This is a genomic window from Thiofilum sp., from assembly GCF_016711335.1.
Classification (GTDB): Bacteria; Pseudomonadota; Gammaproteobacteria; order Thiotrichales; family Thiotrichaceae; genus Thiofilum.
This window is the reverse complement of sequence record NZ_JADJTF010000001.1, coordinates 215479-233524: the sequence shown is the minus strand read 5'-3', so window position 1 is coordinate 233524 and position 18046 is coordinate 215479. Positions and strand designations below refer to the sequence as shown.

Sequence of the window (18046 nt, the reverse complement as noted above, 5' to 3'; positions counted from 1 at the left end):
ATAGCTAGGTAGTTGACAGCATGTCATGCTACCTAGCCACTTGAAATCGTTTGACAATCCAAAATAAACTGCTTAACATTCGCATCCTTAATACGCTATGACTCCCTTATAGTGTCTTAAGCCGATGTGGCGGAATTGGTAGACGCGCTAGTTTCAGGTATTAGTGGGGCGACCCGTGGAAGTTCGAGTCTTCTCATCGGCACTTATTTTTAACCAACAGTAGTTGGTGCCTAAAGCCTTCGATTAGTTTTAATCAAGGCTTTTTTCGTTTTTAGGTGTTTCTAATAGTTTTACCTGCTCTTGCTTATGTATCCAGCCACTAATAAAGCCTCGTACTACTAATGCAGTCGGAATACTGACCCACATAATAAAAGCAATAAGCTCCATAAAGGAGCCATGGAGGGGGTGCATCAGATGGACTATCAGCATTACAATAAAAACCAAAATCAGATTAATCATGGTTAAAGTAATGATCGGTAAGCGTCTACCCGTTGTAGCGCGGTAAGCACGATGGGGTAAACCAAAGATGATTAAGCTGGGAGTTAAAGCAAAGAGTAACAATAAGATAATTAAAATAAAGGCACTAAACATCAGATTCTAGGTTCGGTATCAGAATTAATAATCCTACTGTACAACGTTAAGGTAAAGAAGTCTCATCTAGACCGGATTTCCATTAAAACTAGCCGACTTGCGATAAAACTCAATATGGCGTTTAATGCCCAAGGTATAATTTCTTAACTACATTATGCAGATAAATGATACTGCATTGACTATTATTATTACGTAGTTGCACATAGAAGTTATGTTGTAATGCTGTTTAATCCGTCCTTAGCGTGCGGTTTCGTATCACCTTTAAGAGATATTAGGCTAACCCTATGAAAGTAAAAAAGTTTGTTGGAATGGCGCTCTTAGCGTTTTTCGGTCTTTCGGCTACTAGTAACACTTCGGACAGTTTACGCGGCGATAGCACCATAATTACATAGGTCTGCGAAGGCTGGGCTGGATTTTATGGCGCTGAAGTCGAGTTTTAAGTGGCGAGAAAAGCGTTCGAGCAGATGGGCATTGAAGTGGCGGATCTTCCCACTGGCAACGGAGAGGACACTGCGCCCGTTGCCCCGGCATCCCAGTTCTGCTGGCGATCTTCCAGCCGGAGCAGGTTAAGTGCCGTCAGTGAGGTATTGAAGTGGAAATCCAGCTTTTCTTTGCGGGTCGTTTGGCAGTCACACAGCCCGGTGTGTTGCTTGGCATCCCGGAACAAAAATTCTATCTGGAAACGCGCTTGGTAGTAACGCAGGATGTCTAATGCAGGGCAATCCGTGTCGGTACTGAACAGCAGTGCGCTAGCGGTCTTGCCGTTTGCTTCGCGCACCAGATAGACGATGCGCACTATCTGTTTGAACGTCGGGCTGTTAACAGTAGCGGTGTAAACACGCTGCCCGTCCAGCTCTCCGACCCGTTCAAAACGTGATAAGTCGTCAAAACTGACTTTGCCGCTGTACTGGCGGTGACGACCCTTGGGTTTTTGTGCGCCCGTGTACAGCCACCGTAAGTCGGCGTCCTGACGTAACTTGCTGATCAAATGCAAGTTGAGTTCCCTGATGCCACTGACAAACTTAGTTTTGGCATAAAAGCTATCCGCGACGAGATAACGGATGCCACACCCCAGCAGGACTGTGATGGCGTGTTGAAGCTGTCCAAGGTAGCTATCCATCCGCGTGGGGAGCGGCGCACCAACGAAGGGTGGGTGTTTCACCTTGGTTTTGTCTTTGGTGTTGGCGGGTTGGCTTTGACCCTTGCGGGTTGAGCGCGGCAACGTAGGCGTTTGGCGGGCGGATAAGGTGTAGTACGTGTTGTGGGTCACGTCCACCAGCGCTAACAAGGATAATTCTTGTCCGCGTTGCGCCTGCCCCTGTGAGCCGTTCCAAAACCAGTCTAAGTATAACTCTTGCGCCCGCTTTTAGGCACGAAACTGGCATCAATAGCCGCAATACGTTCCCCCTTGCCATGCAGGACATCCTGTAAGATCAGCAGGTTGAACGCTAGAAAATCAAAGGAACGTGAAAACCAGCGTGAAAAAGTCTTTTCATGGCAGTCACTGTAACGTCCAAGGTTGCGGAAGTTGACACGGCTGGGCAGGTACATCAGCGCATTGAACAAGGTCAGCAAAAACTGGCGCTGCGGTTTCGCCACACTGGACATTTGGCTCAGAATCGTTTCTATTGTGGACATGGAAGCTTCTGGGGTGAGGGGTTGTTATCGTGGTTGACGACATCTTCCCACACTGGAGGCTTCCAGCCTATTTTTCAATCATGCCCAAACTGTCCGAAGTATTGCTACTAGTCAAGCGGCTAATTTGTTAACTGCAACTGCAGAACGCCCAACGGCGGGTGAGCGTCTTCCGACAGCTACTATTGCAACCGCAGTGATCCGTTCTATCAATAAAAACGACTTAAATTATCTAAATAATTGTATGCGCGATTTAAATATTCCTCAAGGAGCCTATGAGCGTTTATTTCGCGTAGTGACTTTGCCGCGTCTGCGTAATGGTCAACAATGGTATTTTGTTCGTCCTGCTTTAAACCCCTATTGCCAAACCTTTTACGGTGCGAATGGTTTCCGTCATTGGTTAGTGAGCTTGACAGGCAATGCTTATCAAGTACGTCATACGGGCTTAAGTAGTACTTTTAGAGTGTTAAATACACAGTCTAATGGTTACTACGATATTGCTAGCAGTACTTGCACAGCAGCAGAATGCTTTACTACTACTATGAAATATGTAGGCAATCGTTATGCCCCTTTCCAATGTAGCGAAACACGCTTCTCGGGTGGCAGTGGTAATGACGTAGAGTTTACGGTTCCTTGTCGTGCACGCTAAGCGTAACGTTACTAATTTCGAGAGTACTGCATGAGTACTCTCTCCGTGAATAGCGCGTGGGTATTTATTTCTTTTTGGGGGGACGTTCAAATAAGATAGGGTAAGTCTGGTTTTCTACTAAGCCATTGCCCCCGCGCTGTACGCGAGCCAAGTCATAATAGCCGCGTAATTTCAATGTGCCTGAAGCATTAGGTAGCATTTTATTTTCCTCGCCCATAATTAAGTACAAGCGATGTTCATAAAACGCATATTTACGTTCTTTACTGGGTTCTTGCACATATAAGTATAAAAAGGGAAAAGGGGCTAACTGACCATAAAAGTATTGCGGTGACAGATCAGTATAGGTTTTCTGATTCAAAGTAAAACTTGCACTATTCGCGCCTATTTTTAGACTAATTGCTGGAAAGGTAGCTCGCCATTGCCCCTCATAAACACCTTTATCGACCGCGTGAGCGCTAAGGCTAACTAGGCTAAGCACTATTCCTAAGATCCATACTGTGACACGCATATCCGAACCTCGTTATCCATTAACCAAAGTAAATCTGACCTTTAGGATAGCGTACTTTGGGCAGAGTATTCATAGCGAGGAAAATACCTAGAGATAAGGGACCTACCCGCCCTATAAACATCAACAGCATAATCACGCTGCGCTCAAAGTCATTCAGACTAGCGGTGATACCTAATGAAGCCCCTACGGTCGCAAGTGCCGAAGTAGCCTCAAAAAATAAAGCTAGAATCTGTCCATCATTATCTAAGGACATTAAAAACACCGCTAAAATCAGTAAGCCGCAGGTAGTCACGGTTAACGCTAAGACTTTTTGAATCTGATCCTCACGAATGCTGCGCCCAAACACATGAATCCAGCGCTGGCGTTTAAAGAAAGCTACGGCCGATAAGATTAACACAATAAAGGTAGTGACCTTCAGCCCACCCGCCATCGAGGTACTACCACCCCCAATCAGCATCAACATAATGAACATTAAAGTGGTCGATTCGTGCATACCCGCTAGGTCGATACTATTAAAGCCGCCACTGCGACTAATCACCATTTGGAACCAGCTCGCACTGAGTTTGGCAGTGTTACTCTCTAAAGCACCTAAGGTTTTAGGGTTACTCCACTCCATTAGTGCAAAAGCCGTTATCGATACGACTAAAAGGATGGCTGTCCCTACTAGCATTAATTTGGTGTGTAAAGTAAACGCATGCCAACGACGTTGGTTCCAGACATCAGTAATAACGCTATAGCCTATACCACCCACAATCACTAATACGGGAATGGTAATATTGATCACGGGATTTGTTACAAAAGGCATCATGCTAGTAGAGTAGAGGGCAAAACCACCATTGGTGAATGCTGAGATACTATGAAACAGTGCATACCATAGCCCTTTACCCCAACCCAGTTCAGGAACAAATACGAAGCTGAGTGCTAATGCCCCCAGCGCCTGACAAATAATAACGATCTTAAAAATAATCCAAGTAAGTTTGAGTAGTGCAGTGACTGAGGTTTGGTTGAGATCTTCGCGTAAAAAAACGTGCTGTGCTGCCCCCACTTGAAATCCAAGCATAGACAAAACTAAGACGGTAAACGTCATGACACCAATACCGCCTAGCTCCAGTAAGAGCGCAATAATCATTTGTCCCCAGAGCGTAAACTGCGTCCCTGTATCGACTACGCCTAAACCTGTAATAGTTACTGCCGAAGTGGCCGTAAATAAAGCATCGCGCCAAGCAATAGCTTGCGTATTGGCAAAAGGCAGCTTTAACAGCACCATACCGAGCAAGATTAAATTGAGGTATAGCAAGGCTAAAACAGCAGAAGGTGGAAGTTTAATAACCCGCAATGACTTTAAGGAGGGAATACGCATAAGGAGTCTTTATTGCAAGCTATCACTAAATTGGCGCAGGTCGGTACGTCGGCCTAATACCATAATCTTATCTTCGGGCTGCAAGACAAAATCATCTTGTAAGCAATCAATATAATTAGGTCCGCGCATCACTCCTAAGCAACGTAAATGAAAACGCTGTTTTAGTGCTAAGCTACCCAAGGTGGTCTGGGCAGTAGTTGGTAACTCATAGGTGAAAATATGATAGCCATTGCCTAGGCTGACATAATCTTGAATGAATGGGTTATGAAGAATTTGTGCCGTATGCTTACCGACCAGTTCTTCAGGATGAATAATGCGATCCACCCCTAATTTATTCAAAATGCGATGATGAGTACGATTAAGGGCTTTTACCCAAATAGTTTTTACCCCTAAGACGCGAGCATTCATCGTACAGAGTAGATTAGCCTCTAAATCTTCTCCAATGGCAATAATCACCACATCATAGCGCCCTAAACCCGCATCTCGCATCGCCGCTTCATCGGTGGCATCAGCAATAATAGCCTCTGGAATATGATCAGCAATTTGGCTGACCCGCTTTTCGTCGGTATCAATGCCTAATACATGATCACCAAAACGTGCCAATTCACGGGCAATGGTGCTACCAAAGGTTCCTAAGCCAATGACTGCAAAACTACGCGCCATAGTTATTCTCATGATTGAAATCATTCATAGGTTTAGTTTAACAGGTACAGAGCAGAGTGCTAGGTCACTAACAGGAAGAGTGGCATAAGAGGATTAAAAGACTGGGTGACAGGGGAGGTGCACCCAGTAAAGTCTGATCTACAGAGTGAAAACGGATTGCTAAGCCCTCAAGGCTTATGCGTGTTGTGATAATTGCTGTTGCTTAGGTAAAAATTCACGCTGACTGTGCTTATAGCCCTGATCATTGCTCGTGCTGGCTTTCAGGCTATACAACATCGCTAAAGCTAATTTTTCCACCGCTTGCCCTAATGACTGCACTCCACTAGGCGCACTAGGTGAGCTTGCCTGTGTGGGTAACGTGCCGTAGGGGTTAAAGGCAAGAGGTAGTACTGGTAAATATTCAGCAGTATCAACCCCATGCACTGTGAGTGGTCCTATCATTTACTACTCCTTATACAGCTTGCTGTAGTTGGGTTGTAAGAATTTCAGCTTAAGGTTAAAAGGTTCAAAGGCTTAACTAAATTCCGTTAAACGTGAGCTAAACTGTGATAAATGGTTGGATTTTGCGGTTGCTCTGCGGTATTTAGCCGATTAAGGTGTTTTAGGGTTATAGTGAGCTAAGGATTACGAGAGTGAAATCATGCTACCTCCCCAAAATTATTATTTAGGTGCACCTTTGTGGGCTTTAGCCGCTTGGAAGGGTACTTTATTTAAAGCTAATGCCAAACCCGCAGAATTTTTAGAACAGTATGCTGAGCGTTTTAATGCGGTGGAGGGAAATACTACCTTTTATGCAACACCCGCAGCAGCAATGGTAGAGCGTTGGAAGCAAGCCACTCCTGAAACCTTTCGCTTTAGTTTTAAGTTTCCCAAAGAAATCACCCATAAGGCGCATCTAGTCAATGTAGCACAGGCTACGACCGAATTTTTACAGCGTTTAGCTCCTTTAGGTGAGCGTTTACATTATATGATTCAACTACCTGCGAGCTTCAAGCCTAGTGAGTTACCACAATTAGCCGCCTTTATTAAAACGCTTCCACGAGAATATGGTTATGCAGTGGAGGTACGCCATCCTGACTTTTTTACTAAAACGCCACAGCGCCAAGCTTTAAATGAGCTATTAACAGAACTACAAGTGGATCGAGTCATTTTTGATAGTCGAGCAGTACATTCTGCACCTAAATTAGATCAAGCGACTGAAGAGGCTCAATTAAAAAAGCCGCGTTTACCGGTGCAATTAGATACCACTGCGAATCAGCCTATGCTGCGCCATATTGGTCATCCTATACAAACCGATAATGAGGAATGGCTTAAGCCTTGGGTAGCACAAACTGCTCGATGGATTGAGGCGGGTAAGCAACCTGTTATTTATTTGCATACACCTAGTAATGTGGGTGTGCCCGCCTTAGCGGATTGGTTTCAAGTTCAGGTACAAAAGCGCCTTAAAGCCATTATGACAGCGAGTGAACCCCTCTAATCAGACCTAACTTTGTCAAGATAAAAAGTGAAATCAATTCATCATGATGGTTGTTTGAGCCTTTTCATTCTGGTAACATCACGCGCCTTTAGAGTATCAGATTCGCAGTTTGGAGATTTCCCATGGCTCGTGTATGCCAGGTAACAGGTAAGCGTCCGGTAGTTGGCAACAATGTATCGCACGCGAACAATAAAACTAAACGCCGTTTTCTGCCCAACTTGCATACGCATCGTTTTTGGGTAGAGAGCGAAGAACGCTTTGTCAGATTACGTGTTTCTGCTAATGGCATGCGTACTATTGACAAAAAAGGTATCGACGCGGTGCTCGCTGAAATTCGTGCGCGTGGCGAGAAAGTCTAATAACGGGAGTAGATAAGCATGGCCAAGAAAGGCGGACGTGAGAAAATTAAACTGGTATCGACAGCAGATACTGGCTTTTTCTACACCACAACTAAAAATAAACGTACTACTCCAGAAAAATTGGAGTTTAGCAAATACGATCCCGTGGTTCGTAAGCACGTTTTATTTAAAGAAGCCAAAATTAAGTAATTAAAATGGCGGATTCGGTTTAAAAAAGCTCGGTATAGCCGAGCTTTTTTTATGGTAGTGTCTAAAGCACCTTGATTCACTGAGCTTAATAGGGTTTTTATACTAGACTTATACCAGCTTTGGTATAGTGCCAAGCGCAAACCAAGTCTACCTAGTAAGCTAAGACTGATCCAATCCTGAAACTAAAAGAGGAATAACGCGATGGTGGCGTGGGTGATTATAGGGATTATTGTCACACTCCTAATTTTACCGCTGTTAATTGGGTTAATGTTACCCCAACAAGCACGGGCAACCCGTGTCGATTTAGTACGAGCACCGATTGATCAGGTATGGGACTCTTTATCAGACTTAGCGCGTCACACGGAATGGCGCAGTGATCTTAAAAGTGTACAGCTCAAAGATGATGATGAAGGTTTACGCTGGTTAGAGCACTCTAAAACGCAAGGCAAGCTAACCGTGCGCAAGGTAAAAGAAGTACATCATAAAGAAATTACCATGAGCTATCAGCGTGGCAAAGGCTTTAAAGGTACGCGTCAGGCTATCTTTAATGCAGTTCCGGGGGGCACACGAGTCACTTTTACGGAAACACGCGACATTCGGAATCCTCTCGCTCGTTTGCGTAATCAGTTTGGGGCTAAGCTTGATACACAATTGAATCAGTATATTAGTGAGCTAAAAGCTAAATATGCCGCTAAACCCATTACTCAAACTCACACTTCAACGTAGTAATCTGCATCTCAGTGCGTGGCAATTGTAAACGTTCTGCTAGTTCACTGAGAGTACAGTGTTGAATAGGGTGCACGAGAGTAGGAGCCAGCTCCACTAAGGGATAGAGCACAAAAGGATAACGCTCAATATCTTTATGAGCGATGAGTGTACCTTCATATAGCAATAAATCAGCATCAACGGTTCGGGCTTGATAGCCTTGTTGATGGCTACGCCCTAACGCTTGCTCTGTTTGTTTTAGGTGCTCGATTAATTCATTAGCACTCCAATCAGTTTTAAAACCTACCACTAAATTAATAAAGTCATCCCCGACAAAGCCCACCGCCTTAGTACGATAAGCTGCCGAAAGAGTAAGCTCTCCAAACGTTGCCTTTAAACGTTGGAGCAGGGCACATAAATGGTATTCTGGCTCGATATTGCTACCTAAGCCTAAATAGACTTGATGTAATGTTTTGCTCTCACTCATGGACGAGTTCCACGCTCAATTTGTACTCCTACCTCACTAGAGCCGCGTACCGCTCCGGGTTTGCCTACAGTGACGCGAATCCAAGGCATATTGAAGGTGCTAATGAGCTGTTGGGCTATGGTTTCGGCAAGTCGCTCGACTAAATCAAAATGTTGCGCTTCGACTAGCGCTATGACTTGTTTAGACGCTGTTTTATAGTTCAGAGTATCTTCAATATTGTCGCTGGCTGCGGGAATACGATTATCCCAAGCCATTTCTAAGTCCACACGAATCTGCTGGCGAATACGCTTCTCCCACTCATAGATACCAATACGAGCAGGAATTTTCAGATCTTTAACGTAAACAATATCCATAAGTACTCCAGACGAAAGAGGCTAGGGCGACACTATAACGTAAAATGGATCTTTTGGTTATTTAACGAAGCCCGCTTTGATCGTCGACCATTGATACAGTGATTGAGCAAAGCGTTGTGATAGTGGATCACTGTACTTTTGCACCGTTTTGGCAAAGTCGTGAAAGTTGATGATCTCGTGCCCTGTACCATTCGGCTGAATGTAAACCTTGAGACATTGGGTTACCTGAGTGGTGATGTTGATTTGCGAGAGTTGTTGCTTAGGTAGTTGAATTTGCTTTATTGTTTCTAGTAATTTGAGTAATGCAAGATACTTCGGTTTGGCAGAAGTGGCTTGAAATAATTGAACTACTCCCGCTAGTAGCTCAGCAAATGGTTTTTCTTGAGCTTGAATTAAATACTGGTCTTGATCAAAGCGTCTTGATGAGTCATCGGTTTTTAATTCAATTAGTATGGCGGTATCAAAGTTAGCTGAAAAGGCGAGATAGTCAACTTTAAACGATTGGTTATGCTCAAATTTAGGGCGTTTTTCATCAATAGTACCCTTGCGAATCGGAAATTCTGGAATAAGCTGCTTTGCTATGGGGAAACCTAACTTAGCTTGCAAAACCTCTGTGAGATATAATGAAAAAAATAAGTCTGCACGACGTTCAAGTTGATAGCTAGGCAGATGACGCCAAGTATCCATATGATCAAAAAGAGTATCTAAAAAGTTCATATTCAAAAACAATCTCTAAAGACCACTACTCTAGCGTACCCTTAGGGAATTTTATGCTAATCCATCGCCTCTAAACCTACCTTATGATAGCCTAACCCACTTTCTTGCTTTTACTATCCAAGGACTCTGTGGTGCGTTGTCGAGTTAAAGTGTGTGGAATTACTTCAGTGGCTGATGCGAAAATGGTGAGTCGTGCGGGCGCAGATGCCTTGGGGCTAGTGTTTTATCCTAAAAGTCCGCGTAATGTGAGCCTCGAACAAGCACGAACAATTGGCCAAGCCATACCACCCTTTGTGACGCGAGTCGGTTTATTTCTGAATGCTGAGCGCGATTTCATTACCCAAGTACTCGATCAAGTAACCCTCGATGTGATTCAGTTTCATGGTAATGAAAGTGCTGAATTTTGCCGTTCGTTTGGGCGTCCGTATATTAAAGCCTTAGGTATGTTAGGGCAGAATTTTTATGAGTTGGCACGTGCTTATCCTGATGCACAGGGCTTATTAGTCGATAGCCATGCTCCGGGGGCAGCGGGTGGTACAGGGCAAACCTTTGATTGGACACAATTACCACAAAATTATCCCCAAGCGCTGATATTAGCGGGGGGGTTAAAAGCAGATAATGTATATCAAGCCATTAAAACAACACAGGTTTATGCCGTCGATGTGAGTAGTGGAGTAGAATCCACCGCAGGGGTAAAAGATCCCGCTAAGGTGGCGGCATTTCTAAATGAGGTAAGACGAGTTGAATGCGAACATGACCATTGATTGGCAAGCTTTGCCCGATGTAAAAGGGCATTTTGGACCTTATGGGGGGCGCTTTGTTGCGGAAACCTTAGTAGAACCACTAGAGGAACTACAAGCCGCCTATGAAACGCTTAAAAATTCCCCTGCGTTTCAGGACGAGTTTGATCGGGATTTAAAATATTATGTGGGTCGTCCTAGTCCTTTGTATTTTGCTGAGCGATGGTCGCGTGAACTCGGTGGTGCCAAAATTTTCCTCAAGCGTGAAGACCTGAATCATACCGGAGCGCATAAGATCAATAATACGATTGGTCAAGCCCTCCTCGCTAAGTTCATGGGTAAAACCCGCATTATTGCTGAAACCGGAGCGGGTCAGCATGGCGTAGCCTCAGCCACTATTGCAGCGCGTTTAGGTCTAGAGTGCGTGGTGTATATGGGTGCGGATGATATTCAGCGCCAAGCACCGAATGTGTACCGGATGAAATTGTTAGGCGCTAAGGTGGTGCCAGTTACTTCAGGCTCACGTACTTTAAAAGATGCGCTGAATGAGGCGATGCGCGATTGGGTCACCAATGTGGATAATACCTTCTATATCATTGGCACGGTCGCTGGGCCTCATCCTTATCCAGCCATGGTACGTGATTTCCAAGCGGTAATTGGGCGTGAAGCACGCGAGCAGATTTTAGAGCAAGACGGTAAATTACCGGATGCATTGGTGGCGTGCGTGGGCGGTGGCTCGAATGCGATTGGCTTGTTTTATCCGTTTTTAGCCGATGAGTCAGTGAAAATTTATGGTGTAGAAGCGGGTGGCTCAGGCATTGAAACAGGTAAGCATGCGGCAACCTTAAGCGCTGGTCGCCCCGGCGTATTACACGGCAATCGCACTTATTTAATTGAAGATCATAATGGTCAAATTATTGAAACTCACTCGATTTCAGCAGGTTTGGATTACCCCGGCGTAGGACCTGAACATGCTTGGCTTAAGGATGTGGGACGCGTGAATTATGTAGCGATTAATGACGATGAGGCGATGAAGGGTTTTCATACCTTGACCCGTACTGAGGGCATTATTCCAGCCTTAGAAAGTAGTCATGCGTTAGCTTATACCATGAAATTAGCGCCTACTATGAGCAAAGATCAAAGCATTATTGTGAATCTATCCGGGCGTGGGGATAAGGATATTAATACGGTGGCACGTTTAGAGGGGATTACACTATGAGTCGTATAGCTAAACATTTCGCGGATTTAAAAGCACAACGGCGCACTGCATTAGTTCCGTATATTACCGCAGGTGACCCGCATCCTTCACTCACCGTACCTTTGATGCATGCGATGGTAGCCTCAGGCGCGGATTTAATTGAATTAGGTGTGCCTTTTTCTGATCCTATGGCCGATGGCCCTACTATTCAATTAGCCTGTGAACGGGCTTTAAAGCACAACACGAGTTTGAGTGATGTGTTAGACATAGTTAAGACTTTTCGTGAGCATGATCAAAGCACACCCGTTATTTTAATGGGCTATCTCAATCCTATTGAGATTATGGGGTATGGAACCTTTGCCACGCGTGCGCAAGCAGCAGGTGTTGATGGAGTGCTTACGGTCGATTTACCTCCAGAAGAGGGTAATGACACGACACTGCTCTTTAAAAAGCATCAGTTAGACACCATATTCTTATTATCGCCCACCACGAAACCTGAGCGTATTCAAAAAATTGCTGAACTAGGTAGCGGCTTTTTATATTACGTATCGCTGAAAGGAGTGACGGGGGCGAATACTTTAGATCCTGAAGCGGTTAAAGCGCGTTTAAGTCTAATCCGTGACTATAGCGCTTTACCTTTAGGGGTAGGGTTTGGGATTAAAGATGCTGCGACCGCTGCTTTAATCGCACCGATTGCGGATGCCGTGATTGTGGGTAGTGCGGTGATAAAATTGGTGGAAGCCAATCCTGATGATCATGGGCGTATTGTGCAAGATATTGCTAATCTCATAGCTGCCATGCGCGAGTCTATGGATCTAGCGACTAGGAATTAAAGCATGAGCTGGTTTGAAAAATTATTACCGTCCCGCATTCGGACGGAAAAATCGAATACTAAAAAATCCATTCCTGAGGGCTTATGGCAACAATGCTCGGCATGCCACTCGGTGCTATATGGGAGTGAGTTAGAGCGGAATAACGAAGTGTGCCCTAAATGTGGACACCATATGCGCATTAATGCACGGCGACGCTTAGAGGTATTTCTCGATCCCAATGGGCGGGAAGAAATTGGAGCTAATGTAACTCCCATTGATATTTTAGGCTTTAAGGATACTAAGCGTTATAAAGATCGTCTGGCTGGAGCGCAAAAAGAAACGGGGGAAAAAGACGCCCTAGTAGTGATGAAAGGTACGGTATTAGAGGTTCCTTTAGTAGCGGCTGCGTTTGATTTCCGCTTTATGGGTGGATCAATGGGATCAGTCGTAGGGGAGCGCTTTGTGCGGGGTGTCAATGCTGCGATGGACGCTAATATACCCTTTGTGTGCTTTGCCGCGAGTGGCGGTGCACGTATGCAGGAAGCTTTATTCTCCTTAATGCAAATGGCTAAGACCAGTGCTGCTCTCACTCGTTTAGGGGAAAAAGGATTACCCTTTATTTCCGTATTAACTGATCCTACTTTAGGGGGAGTATCCGCCAGTTTTGCCATGCTAGGTGATATTCATATCGCTGAACCTAAAGCCTTAGTAGGCTTTGCTGGACCTCGCGTCATTGAGCAAACCGTGCGTGAAAAGCTACCGGATGGTTTCCAACGCAGTGAGTTCTTATTAGAAAAAGGTGCCATTGATATGATCGTGGAGCGTAATCATATGCGCGAAACGATTGCCGATTTACTCAGCCTACTCCAGCATCAGAAAAAGCCTGTATTACCCCTTGAGGCGGCTGCTTGAAAACCTTAGCAGAGTGGTTAGTTTGGCAAGAATCGCAACCTAGAGCAGCTATTCAACTAGGTCTTGAGCGTGTGGCACAAGTCGCTGCACGTATGGGCTTGTTGTCATTACCCTTTCCAGTCATTACGGTGGCAGGAACTAATGGTAAAGGGTCAACCTGTGCCATGCTGACCGCCTGTTTATCTGCGGCAGGTTATAAGGTAGGGACTTATACCTCACCGCATATTCAAGCCTATAACGAACGTATTGCTTTAAATAGTATTCCAGCTGTGGATGGATTGATTGTTCAAGCTTTTGAGGCGATTGAGGTAGCACGGGGAGACATTAATCTTACCTATTTTGAGTTTGGCACATTAGCGGCGGTGTATTGCTTTGTGCAACAGCAGGTTGATATTGCGGTACTGGAAGTCGGTTTGGGGGGGCGCTTAGATGCGGTTAATATTTGGGATGCTGAGGTTGCCATTGTAACCAGTATTGGTATTGACCATATTGAATGGCTAGGTCCAGATCGAGAAAGTATTGGGGCGGAAAAAGCTGCGATTGCCCGCAAAGGTAAGTATTTAATTAGTGGTGATCCCAATCCCCCCGTATCGATTCAAAATATTGCCGATACAAAGGGCGCTTTAGTACTACAATACGGTATTGATTTTAAGATCTTACCAACGACTGAACATCGTTTTACCCTGAAGAACCTTGACGGAATAGCGACTTATCCTTATCCAGCCTTGGTGGGTGAGGTGCAGCTCAATAATGCAGCAGTGGTGATTACTGCTTTGCAGGTATTAGCGCATACTACTGTTATTAAGGTTGATCCTGAGTCGATTAGTTTAGGTTTGCAGCAAGTAAAGCTCATGGGGCGTCTGCAACAAGCTTACAATGACCCACCTGTATGGGTGGATGTGGCGCATAATGGGCATGCAGCACAATCGCTAGCATCATGGTTAAACGCGGTAAAAAAGGAAGGGCAAACTCACGCCGTTTTTTCTATTTTGGCTGATAAAGATTTAGCCGAAGTAGTCGCTAATTTAAATAAAGTAATTGATACTTGGCATATATTTACGTTAACAGGGGTAAGGGCGTTGCCGATGAATGAGATAGTCAGTACCCTAAAAAAAATTAACCCTGATGCGGTGATTTATCAATATTCAGATTTATTTTTAGCCCTAAATGGGGCAATGGATCAATGTAAAATACTAGATAAGGTAGTGGCATTCGGGTCTTTTCTGGTAGTATCAGGCGTATTAAAGCATTTATCTCCCAGTACACTATAAGTCTGGGCTAGGTATTAATTAAATCATGTCTAGAATGTCGTAGATAAAGGAGTATTGGGACAAATGGATAATAAATCTACAACCAAACGTATGATTGGTGCAGTGGTATTGGTGTTAATTGCTGCATTACTATTGGCTTGGCTGTTAAAAGGTAAAAATCCCAAATTACAACAAAACCAAATAGCTACTGCGCAGCAAACTCAGCAGGTGCAACCGATTAGTGGTTTCCCCGGAGTAGCTGCTGATCCTAATGCTTTACCTCCTGCACCGAGTGGTCCTAGTGCTCCACCTGCTTTAGTAGCCGATGCTCAACAGATGCAAGCCGCTGCACAAGCAGCAGCGGGTGCGAATGAGCCAGTAGCTGCGCCCAATGCTGATTTGCAAACGACACAGGCTCCCACTCCTGAAAATGTAGCAACTTTTGATATTCGCCCAGGTGAGACGCGTGCTGCCATTGATAAGAATGGTAATGCCGTGGAGACGGTAGGTAGTATGGGCGGAGATGCTGTGGTAGCTCAAGGTGCAAATGCTGATGAAAATCAGCCAGCACCTAGTAATGCAGTGACTAATGAAACAGGTAATGTTGCCCCTGATGCAGCGACTGCTGAAGTAGCTGCTCCTGAAGCGCAACCTAAGTCTTTAGTTGAAAGTGCGCAAGCCACTGCTAATGAGGTCGCAGCCGGTGCAGCCGCCGCTACAGCACAAGCTACCAATGCCGCTACTCAAGGCGCTAAACAAGCTAAAGAAGTATTAGTCGCTAAACCTAATGTCACCGCGACTAATCCAGCGGTTAAACCGGTCACTATTAGTGCGGCGAATCCAAAGCCAGTACAACCGCGTTTAGTGAATGAGCGTCCAGTACCTGAGTCGGCAGCTAGATCCTCTAATGGTGCTAAAGTCAATGCGGCTCCTAAAAAGCCTGAAGAGGTAGCTAAAGCCTCAACAACTCAAAAAGTACCTACTGTCGAAGCACTTACCGCCGAAGCGGCTAAACGTGAGGGTTATGTGATTCAAGTGTTAGCCACTTCAGATCGTGGTAAAGCCGATACTATCCGCCAAACTATTGCTACTGACGGTTATCCAGCCTTTATTGCTCAAGGGGTAGCGAATGGTAAACGGGTGTATCGAGTACGTATTGGTACTTATAGAGCTAAGTCTGATGCCGTCTCCGTACAATCACGCATGAAAGCACGTTATGCTCAAAATCAGCTTGTGCAAAATAGTTTTGTCACCAATAACAACTAACAAATAAATAATTATTAATGGAAATAACAGCGGGTTTACTAGATGCGGGCATTATTGCCCTCATTCTAGTGTCCATCATCATTGGTTTAGTACGGGGTTTTATTAGAGAAGCTTTTTCTCTAATTAGTTGGCTAGCAGCGATTGCTTTTACAGCACTTTATTTCCAACAAGTGGCTGACTTATTACCTTTTCAAGGCTTAAGTAATGTGGCACGTATTGGGGTAGCTGCGGCTATTATCTTTTTTTGCGTACTGTTGGTGGGGGCAATTATTAGTTATATCTTTAAGGTAGGTTTTGCAGCCATTGGTTTAGGTTGGGCAGATCACTTTTTAGGAGCCGTATTAGGTTTGGTTCGAGGTTTAGCTATTGTCATTTTGCTGGTTGTGTTAGCGGATGTAGCAGCGGTGACAGATAAACCTTGGTGGAAAGAATCCGTTTTAGTACCTAAGTTTCAAGAAGCCTCAGTACAGGCTAAACAGTTAGTGGTTGAGAAGTTAGCACCCTATATGGAAAAGCTTTCTGCTCCGACTGATGAGCCTGCGGGTGGTTAAATTTAGGGACTGAGTTAGATGTAGCAGCCATGCAAAACGCATGGCTGTTTTGTTTTGGTGAGTTTAAAATGCTCACTTAGTTTCTCGGCAAAGGCAAGTAGCATGTGCGGAATTATTGGGATAGTGGGGCAGGATTTAGTGAATCAGTCGCTCTATGATGGTTTAACCGTATTACAACACCGAGGGCAAGATGCAGCAGGCATTGTGACTAGCGATGGGCGCAGGCTGTATTCACGGCGCGATAATGGCATGGTCAAGGATGTGTTCCAAGAGCAACATATGCGGGCTTTAATAGGGCGTATGGGGATAGGTCATGTACGTTACCCTACCGCAGGTTCCTCCTCTTCAGCGGAAGCACAGCCCTTTTATGTGAATAGTCCCTATGGTATTGCTTTAGGTCATAATGGCAATCTTACCAATGCTTCACAGCTTAGACGCGAGCTTTATCTCCAAGATCAGCGCCAAATTAATACGGAATCTGACTCAGAAATTTTACTCAATGTATTTGCTCAAGAGCTACAGCGTGAAAATGCTATGCATGTCATGCCGGATAATATTTTTTCAGCGATTACTCGCGTGCATGAGCGTTGTCGAGGTGCTTATGCAGTCGTGACTATGTTAACGCGTGATGGATTGGTTGGGTTTCGTGATCCTAATGGGATTCGCCCTTTAGTGTATGGAGTACGTGAAACTGAGCACGGCAAAGAGTATATGCTAGCCTCCGAGAGTGTAGCCCTAGATGTCTTAGGTTTTAGATTAATACGCGATATAGAGCCGGGGGAGGCTATTTTTATTACGGCTGACGGTAAGGTGTTCACCCGCCAATGTGCTAAAAATCCACAGTATCGCACCTGTATCTTTGAATATGTCTATTTTGCGCGTCCAGACTCGATTATCGACAATGTTTTTGTGCATAAGGCGCGAATGCGTATGGGTATTTTTATGGCACAGCGCTTATTAGAGGCGTGGCCGGATCATGATATTGATGTGATTATTCCTATCCCTGATACCAGTCGTACTGCGGCGCAAGAAATGGCGTATACCCTGAATGTTCCCTATCGGGAAGGCTTTATGAAGAATCGCTATATTGGACGTACCTTCATTATGCCCGGACAACAGTTGCGCCGCCGCTCCGTGCGTCAAAAGCTAAATGCCTTAGATATTGAGTTTAAAGGTAAAAACGTGCTGTTAGTCGATGATTCCATTGTTAGAGGAACTACCTCAGAGGAAATCGTACAAATGGCGCGAGATGCGGGAGCAAAACGGGTGTATTTCGCCTCAGCCTCCCCTCCAGTACGTTATCCGAATATCTACGGCATCGATATGCCAGCGGCTAAAGAACTCATTGCTCATGAGCGCACCGAGGAAGAGGTAGCACGAGCTATCGGAGTAGATCGTTTATTTTATTTAAAATTAGAGGATCTGATTAAGTCCATTCAAAAGGGCAATAATCGTTTAAAGCATTTTGATTGCTCAGTGTTTACCGGCGAGTATGTAACGGGTGATGAAAGTGAGTACTTTGCCGAAGCTGAAGCTAATCGCAATGATGCACAAAAGCGTAAACGTGAACAACAGGCAAGTGCTATCGATATGATGGATAGCCATTAAGGTGTGAGTAGCTTAA

General features: G+C 44.9%; 22 protein-coding genes, 1 tRNA gene and 1 pseudogene. 14 read left to right on the top strand and 10 right to left on the bottom strand.

Annotated elements, in window-relative coordinates; genetic code table 11:
* The first annotated feature begins 120 nt into the window (after positions 1 to 120).
* A tRNA-Leu gene (locus IPL34_RS01125) sits at positions 121 to 202 on the top strand.
* 47 nt (positions 203 to 249) lie between these two features.
* On the opposite strand, the gene IPL34_RS01120 is transcribed toward IPL34_RS01125, so the two are convergent.
* The 3 genes and pseudogenes from IPL34_RS01120 to IPL34_RS01110 form a co-directional block, all read right to left on the bottom strand.
* Positions 250 to 591 carry a hypothetical protein gene (locus tag IPL34_RS01120; RefSeq protein WP_296836485.1) on the bottom strand — a complete coding sequence of 114 codons (342 nt, stop codon included), beginning with the start codon at positions 589 to 591 and terminating at the stop codon, positions 250 to 252.
* Positions 592 to 1027: 436 nt separating this feature from the next.
* Positions 1028 to 1921, bottom strand: a pseudogene (locus IPL34_RS01115) (transposase); the annotation flags it as partial.
* A gap of 11 nt (positions 1922 to 1932) precedes the next feature.
* Positions 1933 to 2229, bottom strand: coding sequence for a hypothetical protein (locus IPL34_RS01110; RefSeq protein WP_296836435.1), 297 nt, complete (start codon positions 2227 to 2229; stop codon positions 1933 to 1935).
* 124 nt (positions 2230 to 2353) lie between these two features.
* On the opposite strand from IPL34_RS01110, the gene IPL34_RS01105 reads away from it, so the two are divergent.
* On the top strand, positions 2354 to 2875 hold the full coding sequence (locus IPL34_RS01105) for a hypothetical protein (protein ID WP_296836484.1): 522 nt from the start codon (positions 2354 to 2356) through the stop codon (positions 2873 to 2875).
* Positions 2876 to 2939: 64 nt separating this feature from the next.
* Here the strand turns inward: IPL34_RS01105 and IPL34_RS01100 are convergent, their stop codons facing one another.
* From IPL34_RS01100 to IPL34_RS01085, 4 genes are all read right to left on the bottom strand, one after another.
* Positions 2940 to 3383 (bottom strand): hypothetical protein, encoded by a 444-nt coding sequence (locus IPL34_RS01100; RefSeq protein ID WP_296836483.1) that lies wholly within the window; start codon positions 3381 to 3383, stop codon positions 2940 to 2942.
* A gap of 19 nt (positions 3384 to 3402) precedes the next feature.
* Positions 3403 to 4743: a potassium transporter TrkG gene (locus IPL34_RS01095; protein WP_296836480.1), complete on the bottom strand. Its 1341-nt coding sequence runs from the start codon at positions 4741 to 4743 to the stop codon at positions 3403 to 3405.
* A 9-nt stretch (positions 4744 to 4752) separates the two neighbouring features.
* Positions 4753 to 5418: a TrkA family potassium uptake protein gene (locus IPL34_RS01090; RefSeq protein WP_296836478.1), complete on the bottom strand. Its 666-nt coding sequence runs from the start codon at positions 5416 to 5418 to the stop codon at positions 4753 to 4755.
* Positions 5419 to 5580: 162 nt separating this feature from the next.
* A complete protein-coding gene (locus IPL34_RS01085; RefSeq protein WP_296836475.1) occupies positions 5581 to 5847 on the bottom strand; it encodes a hypothetical protein in 267 nt (88 codons plus the stop codon).
* Positions 5848 to 6046: 199 nt separating this feature from the next.
* On the opposite strand from IPL34_RS01085, the gene IPL34_RS01080 reads away from it, so the two are divergent.
* The 4 genes from IPL34_RS01080 to IPL34_RS01065 all read left to right on the top strand — a co-directional run bounded on the left by IPL34_RS01080 (position 6047) and on the right by IPL34_RS01065 (position 8157).
* The gene (locus tag IPL34_RS01080) at positions 6047 to 6883 is read left to right on the top strand and encodes a DUF72 domain-containing protein (RefSeq protein WP_296836473.1); all 837 of its coding nucleotides are present in this window, start codon (positions 6047 to 6049) and stop codon (positions 6881 to 6883) included.
* Between the two features lie 122 nt (positions 6884 to 7005).
* Positions 7006 to 7242 (top strand): 50S ribosomal protein L28, encoded by a 237-nt coding sequence (gene rpmB, locus IPL34_RS01075; protein WP_296836471.1) that lies wholly within the window; start codon positions 7006 to 7008, stop codon positions 7240 to 7242.
* An 18-nt stretch (positions 7243 to 7260) separates the two neighbouring features.
* Positions 7261 to 7431 carry a 50S ribosomal protein L33 gene (gene rpmG / locus IPL34_RS01070; RefSeq protein WP_296836469.1) on the top strand — a complete coding sequence of 57 codons (171 nt, stop codon included), beginning with the start codon at positions 7261 to 7263 and terminating at the stop codon, positions 7429 to 7431.
* Between the two features lie 201 nt (positions 7432 to 7632).
* Positions 7633 to 8157, top strand: a complete 525-nt coding sequence (locus tag IPL34_RS01065; RefSeq protein ID WP_296836466.1) for an SRPBCC family protein — start codon at positions 7633 to 7635, stop codon at positions 8155 to 8157.
* Here IPL34_RS01065 and folK read toward each other — a convergent pair.
* Genes folK through IPL34_RS01050 form a run of 3 tightly spaced genes read right to left on the bottom strand, consistent with a single transcriptional unit; the run spans position 8132 to position 9693 of the window.
* Positions 8132 to 8623, bottom strand: coding sequence for a 2-amino-4-hydroxy-6-hydroxymethyldihydropteridine diphosphokinase (gene folK / locus IPL34_RS01060; protein ID WP_296836464.1), 492 nt, complete (start codon positions 8621 to 8623; stop codon positions 8132 to 8134). The genes IPL34_RS01065 and folK overlap by 26 nt on opposite strands.
* Positions 8620 to 8976, bottom strand: a complete 357-nt coding sequence (folB, locus tag IPL34_RS01055) for a dihydroneopterin aldolase (RefSeq protein WP_296836462.1) — start codon at positions 8974 to 8976, stop codon at positions 8620 to 8622. The genes folK and folB overlap by 4 nt, the downstream gene beginning before the upstream one ends.
* 57 nt (positions 8977 to 9033) lie before the next feature.
* Positions 9034 to 9693 carry a hypothetical protein gene (locus tag IPL34_RS01050; RefSeq protein ID WP_296836459.1) on the bottom strand — a complete coding sequence of 220 codons (660 nt, stop codon included), beginning with the start codon at positions 9691 to 9693 and terminating at the stop codon, positions 9034 to 9036.
* Positions 9694 to 9860: 167 nt separating this feature from the next.
* Between IPL34_RS01050 and IPL34_RS01045 the strand changes: the two genes are divergently transcribed.
* The 8 genes from IPL34_RS01045 (at position 9861) to purF (ending at position 18030) form a co-directional block, all read left to right on the top strand.
* Positions 9861 to 10457, top strand: coding sequence for a phosphoribosylanthranilate isomerase (locus IPL34_RS01045; RefSeq protein ID WP_366931017.1), 597 nt, complete (start codon positions 9861 to 9863; stop codon positions 10455 to 10457).
* Positions 10447 to 11652, top strand: a complete 1206-nt coding sequence (gene trpB / locus IPL34_RS01040) for a tryptophan synthase subunit beta (protein WP_296836455.1) — start codon at positions 10447 to 10449, stop codon at positions 11650 to 11652. Before IPL34_RS01045 ends, trpB begins: the two co-directional genes overlap by 11 nt.
* The gene (trpA, locus tag IPL34_RS01035; protein WP_296836453.1) at positions 11649 to 12464 is read left to right on the top strand and encodes a tryptophan synthase subunit alpha; all 816 of its coding nucleotides are present in this window, start codon (positions 11649 to 11651) and stop codon (positions 12462 to 12464) included. The genes trpB and trpA overlap by 4 nt, the downstream gene beginning before the upstream one ends.
* 3 nt (positions 12465 to 12467) lie before the next feature.
* The gene (accD, locus tag IPL34_RS01030) at positions 12468 to 13355 is read left to right on the top strand and encodes an acetyl-CoA carboxylase, carboxyltransferase subunit beta (protein WP_296836451.1); all 888 of its coding nucleotides are present in this window, start codon (positions 12468 to 12470) and stop codon (positions 13353 to 13355) included.
* Entirely contained in the window at positions 13352 to 14626 is a 1275-nt protein-coding gene (gene folC, locus IPL34_RS01025; RefSeq protein WP_296836449.1) for a bifunctional tetrahydrofolate synthase/dihydrofolate synthase, read from the top strand. The genes accD and folC overlap by 4 nt, the downstream gene beginning before the upstream one ends.
* Before the next feature lie 63 nt (positions 14627 to 14689).
* Positions 14690 to 15871, top strand: coding sequence for an SPOR domain-containing protein (locus tag IPL34_RS01020; RefSeq protein ID WP_296836447.1), 1182 nt, complete (start codon positions 14690 to 14692; stop codon positions 15869 to 15871).
* A gap of 17 nt (positions 15872 to 15888) precedes the next feature.
* A complete protein-coding gene (locus tag IPL34_RS01015; protein WP_296836445.1) occupies positions 15889 to 16422 on the top strand; it encodes a CvpA family protein in 534 nt (177 codons plus the stop codon).
* A 102-nt stretch (positions 16423 to 16524) separates the two neighbouring features.
* Positions 16525 to 18030: an amidophosphoribosyltransferase gene (gene purF, locus IPL34_RS01010; RefSeq protein ID WP_296836441.1), complete on the top strand. Its 1506-nt coding sequence runs from the start codon at positions 16525 to 16527 to the stop codon at positions 18028 to 18030.
* Positions 18031 to 18046: the final 16 nt, after the last annotated feature.